The 16,016-nt window shown below is 71.4% G+C and carries 18 protein-coding genes; 10 read left to right on the top strand and 8 right to left on the bottom strand.

All coding sequences use genetic code 11. The features are described 5' to 3' along the window. Positions 1–11 precede the first annotated feature (11 nt). Complete coding sequence (locus tag DEJ12_RS18070) at positions 12–173, top strand: hypothetical protein (protein WP_163343780.1); 162 nt, start codon at positions 12–14, stop codon at positions 171–173. Beyond that, a complete protein-coding gene (locus tag DEJ12_RS18065) occupies positions 170–313 on the top strand; it encodes a hypothetical protein (protein WP_155896788.1) in 144 nt (47 codons plus the stop codon). The genes DEJ12_RS18070 and DEJ12_RS18065 overlap by 4 nt, the downstream gene beginning before the upstream one ends. A 61-nt stretch (positions 314–374) precedes the next feature. Here DEJ12_RS18065 and ligD read toward each other — a convergent pair whose 3' ends face one another. Further along, positions 375–1,397, bottom strand: a complete 1,023-nt coding sequence (gene ligD, locus DEJ12_RS12880; RefSeq protein ID WP_111030295.1) for a non-homologous end-joining DNA ligase — start codon at positions 1,395–1,397, stop codon at positions 375–377. A 153-nt stretch (positions 1,398–1,550) separates the two neighbouring features. On the opposite strand from ligD, the gene DEJ12_RS12875 reads away from it, so the two are divergent. Genes DEJ12_RS12875 through DEJ12_RS12865 form a run of 3 tightly spaced genes read left to right on the top strand, consistent with a single transcriptional unit; the run spans position 1,551 to position 4,207 of the window. Further along, positions 1,551–2,387, top strand: a complete 837-nt coding sequence (locus DEJ12_RS12875) for a DUF429 domain-containing protein (RefSeq protein WP_111030294.1) — start codon at positions 1,551–1,553, stop codon at positions 2,385–2,387. A gap of 9 nt (positions 2,388–2,396) precedes the next feature. Next, entirely contained in the window at positions 2,397–3,599 is a 1,203-nt protein-coding gene (locus tag DEJ12_RS12870) for a glycosyltransferase (RefSeq protein ID WP_111030293.1), read from the top strand. After that, positions 3,596–4,207: a uracil-DNA glycosylase gene (locus DEJ12_RS12865; RefSeq protein ID WP_111030292.1), complete on the top strand. Its 612-nt coding sequence runs from the start codon at positions 3,596–3,598 to the stop codon at positions 4,205–4,207. The genes DEJ12_RS12870 and DEJ12_RS12865 overlap by 4 nt, the downstream gene beginning before the upstream one ends. 49 nt (positions 4,208–4,256) lie before the next feature. Here the strand turns inward: DEJ12_RS12865 and DEJ12_RS12860 are convergent, their stop codons facing one another. Continuing rightward, entirely contained in the window at positions 4,257–4,685 is a 429-nt protein-coding gene (locus DEJ12_RS12860; protein ID WP_111023826.1) for a DUF6892 domain-containing protein, read from the bottom strand. A 97-nt stretch (positions 4,686–4,782) separates the two neighbouring features. Here DEJ12_RS12860 and DEJ12_RS12855 point away from each other — a divergent pair, with 97 nt between their 5' ends. Both DEJ12_RS12855 and DEJ12_RS12850 read left to right on the top strand, forming a co-directional pair. After that, on the top strand, positions 4,783–6,237 hold the full coding sequence (locus DEJ12_RS12855) for an APC family permease (protein ID WP_071404196.1): 1,455 nt from the start codon (positions 4,783–4,785) through the stop codon (positions 6,235–6,237). Positions 6,238–6,542: 305 nt separating this feature from the next. After that, positions 6,543–7,163: a hypothetical protein gene (locus DEJ12_RS12850; RefSeq protein ID WP_071404197.1), complete on the top strand. Its 621-nt coding sequence runs from the start codon at positions 6,543–6,545 to the stop codon at positions 7,161–7,163. 4 nt (positions 7,164–7,167) lie between these two features. Here the strand turns inward: DEJ12_RS12850 and DEJ12_RS12845 are convergent, their stop codons facing one another. The 3 genes from DEJ12_RS12845 to DEJ12_RS12835 form a co-directional block, all read right to left on the bottom strand. Continuing rightward, positions 7,168–7,602 carry a hypothetical protein gene (locus DEJ12_RS12845; protein ID WP_071404198.1) on the bottom strand — a complete coding sequence of 145 codons (435 nt, stop codon included), beginning with the start codon at positions 7,600–7,602 and terminating at the stop codon, positions 7,168–7,170. Between the two features lie 96 nt (positions 7,603–7,698). Then, positions 7,699–8,169 carry a DUF6264 family protein gene (locus DEJ12_RS12840; protein WP_220034812.1) on the bottom strand — a complete coding sequence of 157 codons (471 nt, stop codon included), beginning with the start codon at positions 8,167–8,169 and terminating at the stop codon, positions 7,699–7,701. Continuing rightward, a complete protein-coding gene (locus DEJ12_RS12835) occupies positions 8,169–8,549 on the bottom strand; it encodes a hypothetical protein (RefSeq protein WP_071404200.1) in 381 nt (126 codons plus the stop codon). Before DEJ12_RS12835 ends, DEJ12_RS12840 begins: the two co-directional genes overlap by 1 nt. A 90-nt stretch (positions 8,550–8,639) precedes the next feature. Here DEJ12_RS12835 and DEJ12_RS12830 point away from each other — a divergent pair, with 90 nt between their 5' ends. Further along, a complete protein-coding gene (locus DEJ12_RS12830; RefSeq protein ID WP_146245599.1) occupies positions 8,640–8,972 on the top strand; it encodes a hypothetical protein in 333 nt (110 codons plus the stop codon). A gap of 93 nt (positions 8,973–9,065) precedes the next feature. On the opposite strand, the gene DEJ12_RS12825 is transcribed toward DEJ12_RS12830, so the two are convergent. Then, entirely contained in the window at positions 9,066–9,566 is a 501-nt protein-coding gene (locus DEJ12_RS12825; RefSeq protein ID WP_111030289.1) for a DUF427 domain-containing protein, read from the bottom strand. A 76-nt stretch (positions 9,567–9,642) separates the two neighbouring features. On the opposite strand from DEJ12_RS12825, the gene DEJ12_RS12820 reads away from it, so the two are divergent. Then, on the top strand, positions 9,643–11,055 hold the full coding sequence (locus DEJ12_RS12820) for an amino acid permease (protein ID WP_111030288.1): 1,413 nt from the start codon (positions 9,643–9,645) through the stop codon (positions 11,053–11,055). A 43-nt stretch (positions 11,056–11,098) separates the two neighbouring features. Here the strand turns inward: DEJ12_RS12820 and DEJ12_RS12815 are convergent, their stop codons facing one another. Both DEJ12_RS12815 and DEJ12_RS12810 read right to left on the bottom strand, forming a co-directional pair. Beyond that, a complete protein-coding gene (locus tag DEJ12_RS12815) occupies positions 11,099–12,100 on the bottom strand; it encodes an AraC family transcriptional regulator (protein WP_111030287.1) in 1,002 nt (333 codons plus the stop codon). A gap of 116 nt (positions 12,101–12,216) precedes the next feature. Next, entirely contained in the window at positions 12,217–12,414 is a 198-nt protein-coding gene (locus tag DEJ12_RS12810; protein WP_027465181.1) for a hypothetical protein, read from the bottom strand. A 122-nt stretch (positions 12,415–12,536) separates the two neighbouring features. Between DEJ12_RS12810 and DEJ12_RS12805 the strand changes: the two genes are divergently transcribed. After that, positions 12,537–15,965: a DEAD/DEAH box helicase gene (locus tag DEJ12_RS12805; RefSeq protein ID WP_146245600.1), complete on the top strand. Its 3,429-nt coding sequence runs from the start codon at positions 12,537–12,539 to the stop codon at positions 15,963–15,965. Positions 15,966–16,016: the final 51 nt, after the last annotated feature.

The raw sequence follows: 16,016 nt of genomic DNA, 5'->3' as shown, positions 1-16,016 counted from the left end.
AAGCGGTCGACATGAGCACCAGCACGCTTGTCCGCCACCCTCGGCGGAGCCCCTTCACAGAAGTCCGAGAGGCACGGCGCCAGCGCGTCCTGCAGCTCAGCGCGGTCATCAGCGCCATCGCCGGCGTGACCGCCACGGCGCTCGCACTCGTCACGGTCGGACTCGGCTCGTGATCGTCGACGGCATCACCGACGTGCACCGCGGCACCTGGTCGCGGCTGACCCGCCTGCACACCGCCAGCATCGGGCTGCCGACGCACACCACGCGCGTCGAGGACCCGGACCGTCAGCGGGACGTCTCCTCCGCAGCCTGAGGCTCGGCCGCGGCTGTTCGGCATTCGGCCGCCGGTTGCTCGGTCCCTCGGCCGCTCGGGCTCAGCTCGGCTTCTTCGCCCGTGAGGGCTGCACGCGCGGCGGCTCCCCCGGCATCTTCGGGAAGTCCGGCGGGAACGGCAGCTCACCCTCGCCGTTCGCCAGGTCCCGCTCCCACCACTCGAGCAGCGGCGCGATGCTGCCCGGCTGCTCCCCCATCGACTCCCACGGGTCGCCCGTGGTCCGCAGCCGCTCCGGTACCGTGCGGATCGTGAACGTTGTCGGGTCCGCGGTGCGCAGTTCGTCCCACCCGATCGGCGTCGACACCGAGGCGTGCGCCAGGGCCCGGGGGCTGTAGGCACCGGCCATCGTGCGGTCGCGGTTCGCCTGGTTGAAGTCGACGAAGATCCGCTGCCCCCGCTCCTCCTTCCACCACGCCGTCGTGACCCGGTCGGGCATCCGTCGTTCGAGCTCGCGCGCCGCAGCGATCACTGCATGCCGCACCTCGAGGAACTCGTGCTCGGGGCGGATCGGTGCGAACACGTGCAGGCCACGGTTGCCGCTCGTCTTGATCCAGGTGGTCAGACCGACCTCGCCGAGGACCTTCCGGAGCTCCTCGGCCACCGGCACCGTGTCGCCGAAGTCGGTGCCGGGCTGCGGGTCGAGGTCGATGCGGAGCTGGTCCGGGTGGTCGCTGTCCTCGGCACGAGAAGCCCACGGGTGGAACACCACCGTGTTCATCTGCGCGGCCCACACCGCCACGGCCGGCTCGTCGATCACGAGCTGCGGGTGTGACCGGGCACTCGGGTAGGTCACCGTCACCGAGCGGACGTAGTCGGGCGCCCCCTTGGGCGGGTTCTTCGAGAAGAACTGCTCACCGTCGACGCCGCCCGGGAACCGCTGCAGCGAGATCGGCCGGTCCCCGTTCGCCCGGACGAAGGCGTCGCCCACCGTGACGAGGTACTCCGCGAGGTCGAGCTTCGTGATGCCCGCCTCGGGCCAGAGCACCCGCGAGGGGCTGCTGATCCGGACCTCGCGGTCACCGTCGGGCCCCGGCACCCGCACCGTCGTCGCTTCGCTCGCCATGCAGCGGACCGTACACGCGTGCCGGCCGCCCGCCCGCAGCCGGGACCGCTCTTGTTCCCGCAAGACACCGGTGTTCCCTGGTCGAACACGCGCACGCCGGTGTTCAGCGCGCGGACACCGGTGTCTTGCGGCCAGGGTCGGCAGGATGGGCGGGTGAACGCGTACCTCGGCATCGACCTGGCGTGGGGACTCGGCTCGGATCGGAAGGCCGCGAACGAGACCGGGCTGGTCGCGATGGACTCCGACGGCACGATCACCGACGCCGGGTGGGCCCGCGGGGTTGACGCCGTGGCCGACTGGGTCGCCGCGCACCTGGGGCAACGATCCCTGATTGCCGTGGACGCGTCGCTCGTCGTGACGAACCCGACGGGGATCCGCGAGTCCGAACGACAGGTCGGGCAGCGGTACGGCCGGTGGAAGGTCGCGGCGAACCCGACGAACCAGGCATCTGCGGCGAGCGCCGGCTCAGCGCTGCTCGACCGGCTGACCGCACTGGGCGTCGGGTACGTCTCCGACACGGACGCCATGCGGGCACGGACCGGTCCGGCGATGTTCGAGTGCTACCCGTACACGACGCTGGTGGGGGTGGAGGAACTCGGCTACGACGTCGAACGCCCCCGCTACAAGCGACTCGACCTGCGGATCCCCGCCGCCGAGGCGCGTGCCCGTCGCGCCGAGGCGTTCGACGAGCTGGTCCGGCGGCTGCGCGAGACCCCGCTCGACCCGCCGCTGCTGCTCAAGTCGCACCCGCTGACGCGGCGGCTCGCCGACCCGTCGGTGCTGCACGGTCCGACGCACAAGCACCGCGAGGACCTGCTCGACGGGGCGCTGTGCGCGTGGACGGCGGCGTTCTGGGAGCGACACGGCGACCAGCGCGTGCAGATCCTGGGAGGTGATCCGGCCCTCCTGTGCGACCCGTTGGACGAGGCGGGCCGCCGGCCCGTCGTGGTGGCGCCCGCACGCCCGTCGCAGCGGGGGCCGCGCGGCTAGGGTTGAGCGGTGAGCACGACGACCGAACCCCTGCACATCGGGCTGGTGTCGCTGCACACCTCCCCCGGAGACGAACCCGGTTCGGGCGAGGTCGGCGGCATGAACGTCGTCGTCCGGCACCAGGCCGAGGCACTGGCCGACCTGGGCCACCACGTGGACATCATCACGCGCCGGTCCGCCCCGACGCAGCCGGACTCGGTGTCGCTCGTGCCGGGCGTGTGCCTGCGGTTCCTGTCCGCGGGGCCGGCCGAGCCGGTGCCGAAGGGTGAGCACGACGCGTTCATCGAACCGTTCCGCCACGAGCTGGAGCAGCTCGGGCCGTTCGACGTCCTGCACTCGCACCACTGGTTCTCCGGCGCGGCCGCGCTGCCCGTCGCCCGCGAGCGCGGCATCCCCCACGTGCAGTCGTTCCACTCCATCGCCGCCGACCCGGCCACGCCGCTGTCCGAGGGCGAACGTCCCGAGTCCGCCGGCCGCATCGCCGGCGAGGAACTGCTCGCGCGCGAGTCGGACGCCGTCGTCGTGGTGTCCGAAGCCGAGGCGTCGACCGTGCGCACCCGGCTCGGCGGCGACGACGCCCGCATCTGGATCGTGCCACCGGGGGTCGACGGGTCCGTCTTCCGCCCCGCCGCCGTCGGTGCGCGCCGCGCCGCCACCCCCTACGTCGTCGCGGCGGCGCGCGTGCAACCCCTCAAGGGCCTGGACCTGGCGATCGAGGCGATCGCGGACATCAGCCTGGAGGCCCGCCCCACCCTGGTCATCGCGGGCGACGTCTCGAGTGAGGCAGGCGACTACGTGGACGAACTGCGTCGGCTCGCCGACGCGCGGGGCATCGCCGACCACGTCACCTTCATCGGGCCGCAGTCGCGTGCCGACCTGGCGTTCCTGTTCCGTGGCGCGGCAGCCGTGCTCGTGCCGTCCCACTCCGAGACGTACGGGCTCGTCGCGCTCGAGGGCTCCGCTTCCGGGGTCCCGGTCGTGGCCGCCGCTGCAGGGGGCCTGCGCGAGGCCGTGGTCGACGGGGAGACGGGCGTCGTGCTCGAGTCCCGTGACCCGCAGGAGTGGGCGGCCGAGATCGAGCGGATCCTGACGGATGCGCCGTACGCCGCCGGGCTCGCCGCTGCAGGGCGGGAGCACGCGGAGCGCCTCAGCTGGGAGCGGTCGGCCGCGGGGCTCGAGGACGTCTACCGCCGGGTGCTCGGGCGCTCGTGAGCGGGACGGGCGGCCGGTTCGCCGCGTTCTGGGCGGCGCTCGACGCGGTGCCCATCGAGTCTGACGCCGAGGCGCTCTACGACGTCGGATCGCCCGAGGGACGACTCCGGCGAGCGAACCTGACGCGGTACCTGGAGCAGTCCGGGCCGGGGGCTGACACGTTGCTCGTGGCCGAGGCACCGGGGTGGCGCGGCATGACGAACACGGGTGTGCCGTTCACGAGCATGTGCGAGCTCGGACCGGGGTACGGCGTGCCACCGGAGCCCACGGCGCCGTGGGAGGCCTCGTCGCGCGTCGTGCACGCTGCGCTGGAGGGCTGGCGCGGTGCCCTCCCCGTCGCGTGGGCGATCTTCCCGCACCACCCCTTCGTGGCACCGGACCGGCTGACGAACCGGACGCCACGGCCCTCCGAGGTCCGCTCGGGCGCGCCCGTCGCGCTTGCGCTGCTGGAGGCCCTCGGCGGCGTGGACCGTGTCCGGGTGGTCGCCGTCGGTCGGAAGGCGCAGGGAGCGCTCGCCCTGGCCGGCATCGAGGCGACCGCCGTGCGGCACCCGGCGCAGGGCGGCGCGACGCAGTTCACCGAGCAGCTGCGGGCGCTGGACCGCTAGCCGTCCGTCCGCCCCGGTGCGTCCAGGTCGCGTCCCGGTCGCGTCCCGCTCAGGCGGAGCGGACCTCGATGCCCTTGGTCGCGAGCCGCTCGGCGACGTGGGCGGGCAGTGGTGCGGCGGCGTACACGGTGCGGAGCTCCGGCAGGTCGAGCAGGTCGTCCCAGTTCTGCGGGTCGAAGCGGTCGTCGGAGCCGTCCCAGCCGGGGTGGACGTCCTGCAGGACCTCGAGGTCGGAGTCCACGGTGATCTCGGTGACGAGCGACAGGTGCGACGGCAGCAGGTCGAGGTCGTCGTAGTACTCGCGCGCCCGGTCGTCCTGCCCGTCGACGTCGAGGTCCTCGTCGGTCTCGTCCTCGGCGTCCGGGTCGTAGGGGTCCAGGACGTCGAGGTCGTAGCAGAGGACGTCGAGCACCAGGAGCTTCGCGTTGAAGTCCGCGAACTCGATGGGCTCCTCGGTGGTGTTCGACTGCTGGTCCATGGCCGGAGCGTATCCGTCGCCGAGCGACCGTGTTGCGATCGCGAGAAACCTTCCTGTGGGACTGGACAGAAAGGCATTCCGCGCGCAAGGGTGACGCATGGCCACCACCAAGACGGACCGCCCACAGCAGGAGCAGCACGAGCTCCGCCGGGTCATCGGTCCCAAGCTCCTGCTGCTCTTCATCGTCGGCGACATCCTCGGCACGGGTGTCTACGCGCTCACCGGCCAGGTCGCGGCCGAGGTCGGCGGGGCAGCGTGGCTCCCCTTCCTCATCGCGTTCGCGGTCGCGCTGCTGACGGCCTTCTCGTACCTCGAACTCGTGACGAAGTACCCCCAGACCGCCGGTGCCGCCCTCTACGTGCACAAGGCGTTCGGCATCCACTTCGTCACCTTCATCGTGACGTTCATCGTGATGTGTTCCGGGATCACGTCGGCATCGACGGCATCGCGGGCGTTCGCGGCGAACCTCGGCGCCGGGTTCGGCATCGAGCTGCCGAACGGCGTGGTGATGCTCATCGCGATGGGCTTCATGCTCGCGGTGATGTTCATCAACTTCCGCGGGGTGAGCGAGAGCGTCAAGACGAACGTCGTGCTGACCCTCGTCGAGCTGTCCGGTCTCGTCATGGTGATCCTGATCGGGTTCTGGGCGATCGCGGGCGGCAACGCGGACTTCTCGCGGGTCGTGATGTTCGAGACGCCGGAGGACAAGTCCCTGCTGCTGTCGATCAGCACCGCGACGTCGCTGGCGTTCTTCGCGATGGTCGGGTTCGAGGACTCGGTCAACATGGCCGAGGAGACCAAGGACCCCTCGCGCATCTTCCCCAAGATCATGCTCACCGGCCTCGGCATCACCGCCGTGATCTACGTCCTCGTGTCGATCTGCGCCGTGGCCGTCGTGCCGATCGGTGAGCTCGCCGGCAACGAGACCCCGCTCGTCACCGTCGTGCAGACCGCCGCACCGGACTTCCCGATCGCCGACCTACTGCCCTTCATCTCGATGTTCGCCGTCGCCAACACCGCCCTGATCAACATGATGATGGCGTCGCGCCTGCTCTACGGCATGAGCAAGCAGGGCGTGCTGCCGGGCTTCCTGTCCCGCATCTCCCCCGCCCGTCGCACCCCGTCGACCGCGATCGTCTTCACCACGCTCATCTCGCTGCTGCTGATCGGGTGGGTCTCGCTCGACCCGGACTCCCCCATCGTCGTCGTCCTCGGTGGCACCACCTCGCTGTTGCTGCTGACGGTGTTCGCCGTCGTGAACGTGACCGTGCTCGTGCTGCGCCGCGACAAGGTCGACCACAAGCACTTCCGCGCGGGCGTCATCATCCCGGTCATCGGCATCATCACGTGCCTCTGGCTCGTCCTGCCGTTCTCGTCCGGTCGTGACCCGCAGCAGTACCAGATCGCCGGCGCGCTGCTGGCCCTGGGCGTGCTGCTCTGGATCCTGACCTGGTTCACCCACGGACGGAAGCAGGCCGAGAAGGCCCCGACCGGACTCGTGACGGAGCCGACGAAGGTGCAGCGCCCGCCGCACGACCACCGCGACGTCTGATGGACGCGACCAGTGTCATCTGGACCGTCGTCATCGCGGTGATCGCCGCGCTGTCGCTGTCCGCCGGAGGCTGGCGCCTGCGTCGGGGTCGACAGGACGGTCGACGCGAGCGCTGACTGCGGTGCACGAACGACCCGTGACGGTTCTGGTTCGCGAAGCCCCCGCTTCGTGAACCAGAACCGTCACTCGTGAAGCGTGCAACCACGGCGGGCCGCCGCAGGCTTCCCAGGAGGCGCCCGTACGCTCGTGCTGCTCTTCCCGCTCCGCCCGCCCAGCACCCGCCCAGCCCCTCGAGAGGTCCCGTCATGCGCCGTGTCGGCATCACCCTCGCCTCGGTGTTCGGCGCCGGGATCGTGGCGGTCGGCATCGGCGTGGTCGTCCTCGTGGTGATCGCGGTCAACTCGCTCGCCGGCATCGCGAAGTCGAGCGCCGCCACCCCGACGCCCGCGTGCCCGGCCGTCGCCTCGAAGACGATCGGCGGGATGGTCGTGCCGGCCGGACCCGTCGGCGGCTTCTGCCAGGACCGCCTGGTGAACGCCGCACACGTGATCGAAGCCGCCCAGGCACTCGGCATCGGCCCCCACACGCAGGCCGTCGGGGTGATGACCGCGATCGGCGAGTCGAGCCTGGTGAACCTGGACCACGGCGACGCCGCAGGCCCGGACAGCCGCGGCCTGTTCCAGCAGCGCGACAACGGCGCCTGGGGCACGTACGAGCAGCGGATGGACCCGTACACGGCCGCGACGATGTTCTACACGAAGCTCGTGAAGGTCCCCGGCTGGAAGACGATGAGCCCGACGCAGATGGCGCACGCGGTGCAGATCAACTCCGACCCGGACCACTACGCGAAGTCGTGGCCGCAGGCGAAGGCGATCGTCGAGGAGCTCACCGGCCAGGACGTGCCGGACGCCGCTCCCCAGGGCTGACCGCTCACGAGGCCACCGCCTGCGTCTCCTCGTCGAACTCGACGATCGCGGCTCCGCCGGAGTGCACGACGACCTGGGCGCGGAGCCGGACCGACTGCTCGTCGAGGGCACAGGCGCAGGCGTCGACCCACTCCCAGTCCACCGGGTAGAGCCGGTCGGCGTCGGGGCGTTCCCACACGAGCACGACGTCGACGGCCCCGAGCTGCGCCACGATGTCGGCGATCAGGGCCGCGAAGTCGTCGACGTGTTCGTCCGGGGAGTACGGCAGGTCGGCGATCGGCAGCAGGAACGGGATCGACATCCCGCGGTCGTCGAGGAACAGCACCCAGCACTGCCGGCGCAGCGGCCGTTCGACGACGGCTTCGACGAGTCGGACGACGTCGTCGTCGGTGCGGACGGGTTCACGGATCAGGCGGTCGAGCATCTCGGTGTCAGGCATGGCTCCAGCGTGGCGAACCGGAAGCCCCCACCCGAGGCGCGGTCCGGGTTCTGTGGAGAGCCGCTCCACGAACCCAGCCTGTGGAGGAAGAGTCCCTCAGATGCCGTGCGTGACCGAGCTGTCGACGAGCAGCAGCGAGGCGAAGAACACCGCGACGATGGCCGCCATGCCGACGAGCACCACCGGCCAGGTCAGCCGACGCCGCACGAGCCGCAGGACGCAGACCGCGATCGTCGCGACCAGCACCGCCGCCACGACGATCGGTCCCACGACGACGACCGAGTCCCCCAGCGTCTCGTTGCAGGTGTTGCCCGGCGCCGCGCACGACACGAACGCCAGCGACATGAGCCTGATCCCCCACCCCGCTGCCAACGCACCGACCGTGAGCACGACGAGCAGCGCCGTGGACGCGACCACGTCCGCGACGCGAGCGCGTCCTGCCAGGGGGTGCCGGGCCTCCCGACCGAAACGCGCCGGACCGGACCCGAGCGGATCCGGACCCGACGCAGGACCCGCCCCAGGACCCGTCCCGGGGGCCGGGCCGGACTGCCGCGCGGGCGCGCCCATCAGGAGCGCCGGCCGCGCGTCGACCAGAGGGCGAGCGCGATGAGGACGGGCTGACCGAACAGGCGGACGAAGCGCTTCTCGTCGCTGTCCAGACCGAAGGCGTCGCGCCGGTTGACCCACTGCGACAGGTTGCCGGGGAAGATCACCGTGAAGAACAGGGCCGCGACCGAGCCGACGAAGCGGCGGGCCGGCTTCGGAGCGAGCACCAGGGCCGAGCCGAGTGTGATCTCCGCGACCCCCGATGCGAGCACCGTCGTGTCGTCGTCCAGCGGGACGAACTCGGGGACCTGCGCCGTGAACTCCTTGCGCGCGAAGGTGAGGTGACTCGTGCCCGCGACGACGAGGGCCAGGCCGAGCAGGACGCGGAAGAAGGAACGCATGCCTCCATGGTGCCCGTTCCCGCGACCGGGTGCCCGCGCTGCGCGACTCGGACGTGTTCGAAGCGAGGTTCACTCGCTAACATGCGGTCCATGGGAGCAGTCGCTCGAGACCACGAACCGCCGGCAGCCCCGGCGACCTTCGCGGTGGTGCTCGGACCGGTCGCGTTCTACCTCGGCATCATCGTGCCCGCACAGTCGACCGTGCAGCACGTGTTGCTCGGTGCGGTGTTCGGGCTGGTGTGCGTGCTCAGTGGCTGGCGGGCGATCCGGATCGCCGGTCGTCGCCGAGCCGTGCAGGTGTGGTCGTGGATCGGCATCGTGATCGGGACCGTCGGGCTCGTCATGCTCGTCTGGCAGGTGCTCGTGATCGTGACCGGGGGCGCGTTCCCGCCGCCGTTCTGGTCGCCGTACGCCAACCGCTGACGCGGTCCGGCCGGGAGGCCCGGGTCGGGTCCGCCCCGTCGCGCACGAAACGAGACACCCCGGGTCAGGGCCGCCCCGCCGGACGAAGCCGGGTCACCAGCCGAGCGTGCCGGGCGCGCCCTTGAACGGCCCGACGATGTCCGCCGTGATCCAGCCGCCGTAGAAGTCGCCGTCCTGCGCCTGGACCCGTTCTCCGCCGACCTCGCACGAGTCCATCGCCGACGGGTAGATCGCGACGCGCTCCCGCAGCGACTCGTAGCCGGGCACGGGCGTCGGGTAGTTCCAGGCGGCACGGCTCGCGACCGTCCCGTCACCGCCGACGACGTCGAAGTAGCGCGCCAGGCCCTTGAACTCGCACATGCTCGAGCCGGACGCCTTGACCAACGCCCCCTCGACCAGGTCGGCCATCGGCAGGTAGTAGACCGGCGGGTGTGAGGTCTCGAGCACGCGGACGGCGTCGGTCGTGTCGGCGACGACCGTGCCGCCGAGACGGACGACGACGCGTGCGGTGACCCGCTCGACGGCGGGCGGGCGGGGGTAGTCCCAGACGGACTCCTGGCCGGGGCCGGGCTCGGTCCTCTTCGGGTGGCGCATGCTCCAGGTGTACGCCCGGTGCCTGCGGTGCAGCCGCGTGCGTGCGCGGAATCGCCTCCGGGTGCACCATGGGCGGGTGACGACGACGACACGCACCCTGTTCCGACGGAAGCCCATCGACACGATCGATGACGAGGCCGGGGGCGAGGGCGGCCTGAAACGGCACCTCGGCCTGTGGCAGCTCACGGCGATCGGCATCGGCGGCATCATCGGCGCCGGCGTCTTCACCCTCGCCGGCACCGTCGCGAACGGCGTCGCCGGACCCGCGGTGCTGATCAGCTTCCTGGTCGCCGGGGTCGCGAGCGCAGCCGCCGCGTTGTCGTACGCCGAGTTCGCGGGGCTCATCCCGAAGGCGGGCAGCGCGTACACGTACGGCTACGCGGTGCTCGGCGAGATCGTCGGGTGGTTCATCGGCTGGGACCTGCTGCTCGAGTACACGGCGATCGTGGCGGTGGTCGCGATCGGCATCTCCGGCTACGTCGGGTTCCTGGTCGGTCAGTTCGGCATCGACCTGCCCGCATGGATGCTCGGCGCCCCGGGCACCGGTGACGGCCACGTGATCGACGTCTTCGCGATCGCGCTGTGCCTGCTCACCGCGTTCGTCCTCACACGCGGCATCCGGAGCGCCGCACGGTTCGAGTTCGTCGCCGTCGGCATCAAGGTGGCGCTCGTCGTGCTCATCGTCGTGCTCGGCGTGTTCCACATCAACAGCGCCAACTACTCCCCGTACTTCCCGTTCGGCTTCGGCGGCGTGATGACCGGTGCCGCCACCGTGTTCTTCGCCGTGTTCGGCTACGACGCCATGTCCACCGCCGCCGAGGAGTCCACCGACGCCCGCAAGCACATGCCGAAGGCGATCCTGCTGTCCCTCGGCATCTCGATGGTGCTGTACGTCCTGGCGACGCTCGTGCTCACCGGGATGCAGAAGTACACCGACATCGACCCGGCGTCGGGCTTCTCGTCGGCGTTCGCGTCGGTCGGGCTCGGCGGTGTCGCCAACGTCATCGCGATCGGTGCCATCGTCGGCATCGTCACGGTGCTGGTGACGTTCATGCTCGGTGCCTCGCGCGTCTGGTTCTCGATGAGCCGCGACGGCCTGATGCCGAAGTGGTTCGCGAAGACCGACCCGAAGCGGCACGTGCCGACCCGGGTGACCTGGATCCTCGGCATCGCGTCGGCGATCCTGGCCGGGGTGCTGCCGATCGGTGTCGTCGCGGAGCTCACGAACATCGGCATCCTGCTCGCGTTCGTGGTGGTGTGCTCGGCCGTGGTGGTGCTGCGCTACCGGCAGCCCGACCTGGACCGCCAGTTCCGGTTGCCGTTCATGCCCGTCATCCCGATCATCGGCGTCATCGCGTCGCTGTGGCTCGTCACGTTCCTGCAGTGGGAGACGTGGGTGCGGTTCGCGATCTGGTTCGCGATCGGGCTCGGCGTCTACTTCGGGTACTCGCGGAAGCACAGCAAGCTCGCCGAGCCGGCGAAGCGCTGAGCACAGGCCACAAAGCGCCGAGCACAGCCGACGCCCACGCCCCTCAGCGCCGCAACGTCTCCCGCGGGTACTCCCCGAACCGGTTCGCGTACACCGAGGCGAACCGCCCCATGTGCGCGAAGCCCCACCGCCGCGCGACGTCCGCCACCGAGGTCGCCTGCGGGTCGAGGATCCGCAGTTCCTCGTGCACCCGTCCGAGCCGCACTTCGCGCAGGTACGTCATCGGCGAGCGCTCGAACGCCCGCTGGAACGACTCCTGGATCCCCCGGATGCTCAGCCCCGCCGCCTGCGCGATGTCGGCGACGGTGAGCGGTTGGTGGGCGTGCGCCTGGATGAACTCGACCGCGGCGCGGAGCCGTCCGTCGCTGCGGGTGCCGTAGCCCGCGGGGAACCGTTCGGCCTGCAGCGGGTACATGCGGAACAGGGCCCGGGCGACGTCACGCTGCGCCTCGTGCCAGGCGAGGGACTCGTCGCCCTCCTCGCGCAGCGCACGGAGCGCGCCGGACACGGCGGTCCGCCACTGGCCCAGCGCTGCGGAGTCAGGCGTCGTCGTGGTGTCGAACGCCATGGTGCCGTCGACCAGGTGGTCCTCGGCGGCGACGTCGAGCACCAGGTCACGGCGCAGGTGCACCAGGCGCTGGTCCCAGTCCTGGTACTCCATCTCGAACCGGCGCTCGACGGGGAACAGCGTCGGGACGCCGGGCTGCATGCGGACCTCGTCGCGACCGACGTCGACGCGGGCCTCGCCGCGTTCGAGCCACTGGACGACGACCTCACCCTCGGTGGCGACGTCACCGCGCAGGTACCCGTGCATCTGGGAACGGCGGACACTCAGCCGTTCGTCACCGACACCGACGTACTTGAACCAGTAGTCCTGGTCGAGGGCCCGGGAGTACCAGGCCTTGCCCGCGTACATGCCGGCGAGCGAGCTGATGGCCTCGTCGGTGTCCTGGCCGGCCACGGCGACGAGCGAACGTGGCTGGGCGGGGCGTGCAGCAGGATCGGACCCCGGAGCGGGCGTCTGCGACTCGGTCGTGTCGGTCACGGGAACACCTCTCTCTCCTGGAGCAGAGCGGTGTGATCACGTGCGTTGTGTTGCCGACCTGCCCTCTCACGCTAGGGAGCAGCGGGTGGTCGTACAACCAGGCTGCGCTCTGCGGCCTAACGGCCGGTCCAGCGCACCCAGCCGTGCACCTGGGCCGCCGCGCTCTCGAAGGACGAGTGCCCGCCGGTCAACGAGTGGTCCGGGGAATCGACGGTGTACGTGTCGGTCCGGGTGATGTCGCACACGACCTCGGCGTCGATCCACCCGTTCCAGTGGTCGGCTGAGTCGCGTACCCACCGCAGTCGGTCCGGCATGCGTTTCCAATCGGTTCCGTGGACCGCAGTCGTCGCGCTCCGAGTTGGACGGTAGTCCTGTCAGATGTTCGTCGCACAGGGTGGCGGCGGGGATCGTCGGTGGTGACTGGCACGATGGTCCCGTGCCTGCTGCCCCGATGATCGACGCCGTCGACGTCATCCGCTTCGTCGGGCCGCAGACCTTCGGCCGCGCACGCGACGTCGTCCGCGCCGGCCTGGTCGACGACGCCACCTGGCACGACGACGACGGCACGGTCACCGCGGTCGTGTCCGGCACCGCCGACGAACCCTACGAACTCCGCGTCGACACCACCCCGGCGCGCGGCGACTTCGTCCGCCCGGTCCGCAGCACCTGCAGCTGCCCGCTCGGCGGCGACTGCAAGCACGTCGCGGCCGCGCTCCTCACCATCAACGCCCGCGCCCTCGCCGCGAACGCCGGCCCACGTCCGGAAACGCCGGCTCCGCCGCCCTCGGACTGGAGGCACGACCTCGCCCGCCTCGCCGGTGACGACGAGCGGGCGCCCACCCCGCAGGGCACCCGGATGGGACTGCAGTTCGAGTTGCGTGACGCGGTCCCCGCCAAGCTCGCCTCGCGCGCCCGTGCCGCCGGCCGCGCCCTGCCGGCGCCGTCCCGCAGCGTGCGGCTCGGCGTCCGGCCGGTGACCCGCAGCGACGCCGGCAACTGGGTCCGCGGGCAGCTGACCTGGGGCACACTCCCCTACTCGCAGAACCGGCTCGGCGTCGGTGCCGAGCAGCACGCCTGGTTCCTGCAGCTCGCCGCCCTGCACCGCGCCGGGCAGCTCGCGGGCCTGCCGGGTGAGAGCGACTGGCTGCACCTCGACGACTTCCGGAGCCCCCTGCTCTGGCCGCTCCTGCAGCAGGCAGCGGCGCTCGACATCGCGTTCGTCACCGGCAAGCGCGAAGGCGGTGCTGTGCTCGGCACGCAGGCCCAGGTGCTGCTCGACGTCGCCCGGCACGACGACGCCGTGGTGATCGGCGCGAGTGCCGTGCTCGACGGCCGGCCCGTGGTGCCCGGAGCGGCGCGGATGATCGGCGACCACGGCGTCTACGTGTTCCGCGAGAGCCCCGAGTTCACGGTGGCCGTCGCACCGACCCCGGCGCCGGTGCCCGAGGACCAGCGGCGCATGCTCGTCGAGGGCACCCGGATCACCGTGCCGACCGCCGAGGTCGACGAGTTCCTGGCCGACTGGTCACCCCGGCTGCGCGGTGCCCTCGGCCTGGTCAGTTCCGACGGCTCGGTGGAGCTGCCGGAGCGCACCCCGCCGGAGCTCGTGCTCACCGCGACCTTCGAGCCGGCCCGCGCCCCGCGCACCGACGACCGCGTGCACCTGCACTGGCGTTGGCACGTCGACGGCCGGAAGGACCCCGTGTCCCTGCACGGCCCGCTCCCCGACCTGTCCGGGCTCCGTGCCGCCGACGATCCGGCCGGCACCGACGACACTCCCGTCGCGGACCCGGCCGCGGCGGTGGAGCCGACCACGTCGACGACGCCGGCCGACGACGTGACGCAGGCCGGGCCTCCCGTCCGCCCTGCCGGACCCGGTGGCGGACTGGACTGGTTCCAGGACGGCACCATCGACGGGGCCGACGTCGCGGTGTTCGCGAACGAGTTCCTGCCCGAGCTGCCGTCGCTCGGCGTCCGCACGGTCGTGCAGGGTGAGCGGCTCGACTACGAGCGGTTGAGCGGGCGGCCGCACATCCGTGTCACGACGATGCCGTCGGACAAGCACGACTGGTTCGACCTCGGCATCATCGTCAGCGTCAACGGCAAGCAGATCCCCTTCACGCCGCTGCTCACCGCGCTCGCGGGTCGGCAGCGACGGCTCAAGCTCGTCGACAACTCGTACCTGTCGCTGGCCGACCCCGCGTTCGACCGGCTCAAGGAACTCATCGACGAGGCCCGCGACCTGGACGAGTGGGAGCCCGACCAGCCGATCGCCGTCACGCCCCTGCACGCCGGGCTGTGGACCGAGTTCGATCTACTGGCCGACGAGACCTCGCACGACGAGCGGTGGCAGGCGATCGCCTCGGGGCTGCTCGGGGCGACTCCCCCGGGTGACGTCCCCGTGCCGGACACCGTGCACGCCGACCTGCGGCCGTACCAGCACGCCGGGTACGCGTGGCTGTCGTTCCTGGTGACGCACGGCATCGGCGGGGTGCTCGCCGACGACATGGGGCTCGGCAAGACACTGCAGGTGCTCGCGATGGTCGCCGCCCGCCGTGCCGCGGAGCCCGACGCGCCCCCGTTCCTGGTCGTCGCACCGACCTCGGTCGTCGGCAACTGGGCCGCCGAGGCGGCGAAGTTCGTGCCGTCGCTGCGGGTTGCGACGGTGACCTCGACGTCGTTGAAGGACCCGGGGCTCGTCGCCCGGACCGCCGCTGCGTCGGACATCGTCGTCACCTCGTACGCGCTGCTCCGGCTCGACGCCCGCGCCTGGACCGACCTGCCGTGGTCGGCGCTGGTGCTCGACGAGGCCCAGTTCGTGAAGAACCCGCAGTCCCAGACCCACCGTGTGGCCTCGGAGCTGCAGGCACCGGTGAAGTTCGCGATCACCGGCACACCGCTCGAGAACGGCCTGACGGACCTGTGGGCACTGTTCCACATCGTCGCGCCGGGACTGCTGTCGACCTGGACCCGGTTCGGCGACGACTACGTGAAGCCCCTCGCTTCGCCCGAGCTCCGCGGCGAGGCCCGGCAAGAGCTCACCGGGCGGCTGCGCCGACGGATCCGGCCGCTCATGCTCCGCCGCACGAAGGAAGCCGTCGCGGCCGACCTGCCGCCGAAGCAGGAACAAGTGGTCCGGGTCACGCTCGACCCGGCGCACCGGGAGCTGTACGAGCGCACCCTGAACCGGGAGCGCCTGAAGGTCCTCGACCTGATCGACGACCTGTCGAAGAACCGGATGATCGTGTTCCGGTCGCTGACGCTGCTGCGGATGCTCGCGCTGTCGCCGGCGCTGGTGTCGTCCGGGTCGTCCGGGTCGTCGTCGGACTCGGACGTCACGTCGGGATCGACCCCGATCCCCTCCGCCAAGCTCGACCTGCTGCTCGACGAACTCGAGCAGCTCGCAGCAGAGGGCCGTCGCGCCCTGGTGTTCAGCCAGTTCACCTCGTTCCTGCGGATGGTCTCGGACGCCCTCGACGCCCGGGGCATCGGCTACGAGTACCTCGACGGCTCCACCCGCAAGCGCCCGGAGGTCATCGAGCGCTTCCGGCAGGGCACCGCTCCGGCGTTCCTCATCTCGTTGAAGGCCGGCGGGTTCGGGCTCACCTTGACCGAGGCGGACACCGTGTTCGTCCTCGACCCGTGGTGGAACCCCGCCGCCGAGTCCCAGGCCGTGGACCGCACGCACCGCATCGGGCAGACCCGGTCGGTCAGCGTCCAGCGGTTCATCGCCGAGGACACCATCGAGGAGAAGGTCCTCGCCCTCGCCGCCCGCAAGGCCGAGCTGTTCGCCACGATGATCGACGACGACGCCCTGTTCGCCGACGACCTGACCGCCGACGACATCCGCTCCCTGCTGACCTGATCCCCCGTTCGACCCGCACCACGTTCCGCCCGCACCACCTGGAGTCCCACC

The organism is Curtobacterium sp. MCLR17_059, from assembly GCF_003234665.1.
GTDB classification, from domain to species: domain Bacteria; phylum Actinomycetota; class Actinomycetes; order Actinomycetales; family Microbacteriaceae; genus Curtobacterium; species Curtobacterium flaccumfaciens.
This window is presented reverse-complemented; position numbering and strand designations above follow the sequence as displayed.

What these genes read in the sequence shown, in the direction of transcription:
- DEJ12_RS12845 (WP_071404198.1), bottom strand. Translation starts at nt 7,602, where the DNA reads ATGCCTGACACCGAGATGCTCGACCGCCTGATCCGTGAACCCGTCCGC.
- DEJ12_RS18070 (WP_163343780.1), top strand. Translation starts at nt 12, where the DNA reads ATGAGCACCAGCACGCTTGTCCGCCACCCTCGGCGGAGCCCCTTCACA.
- DEJ12_RS12830 (WP_146245599.1), top strand. Translation starts at nt 8,640, where the DNA reads ATGGGAGCAGTCGCTCGAGACCACGAACCGCCGGCAGCCCCGGCGACC.
- DEJ12_RS12855 (WP_071404196.1), top strand. Translation starts at nt 4,783, where the DNA reads ATGGCCACCACCAAGACGGACCGCCCACAGCAGGAGCAGCACGAGCTC.
- DEJ12_RS12860 (WP_111023826.1), bottom strand. Translation starts at nt 4,685, where the DNA reads ATGGACCAGCAGTCGAACACCACCGAGGAGCCCATCGAGTTCGCGGAC.
- DEJ12_RS12825 (WP_111030289.1), bottom strand. Translation starts at nt 9,566, where the DNA reads ATGCGCCACCCGAAGAGGACCGAGCCCGGCCCCGGCCAGGAGTCCGTC.
- DEJ12_RS12810 (WP_027465181.1), bottom strand. Translation starts at nt 12,414, where the DNA reads ATGCCGGACCGACTGCGGTGGGTACGCGACTCAGCCGACCACTGGAAC.
- DEJ12_RS12840 (WP_220034812.1), bottom strand. Translation starts at nt 8,169, where the DNA reads ATGGGCGCGCCCGCGCGGCAGTCCGGCCCGGCCCCCGGGACGGGTCCT.
- DEJ12_RS12850 (WP_071404197.1), top strand. Translation starts at nt 6,543, where the DNA reads ATGCGCCGTGTCGGCATCACCCTCGCCTCGGTGTTCGGCGCCGGGATC.
- DEJ12_RS12835 (WP_071404200.1), bottom strand. Translation starts at nt 8,549, where the DNA reads ATGCGTTCCTTCTTCCGCGTCCTGCTCGGCCTGGCCCTCGTCGTCGCG.
- ligD (WP_111030295.1), bottom strand. Translation starts at nt 1,397, where the DNA reads ATGGCGAGCGAAGCGACGACGGTGCGGGTGCCGGGGCCCGACGGTGAC.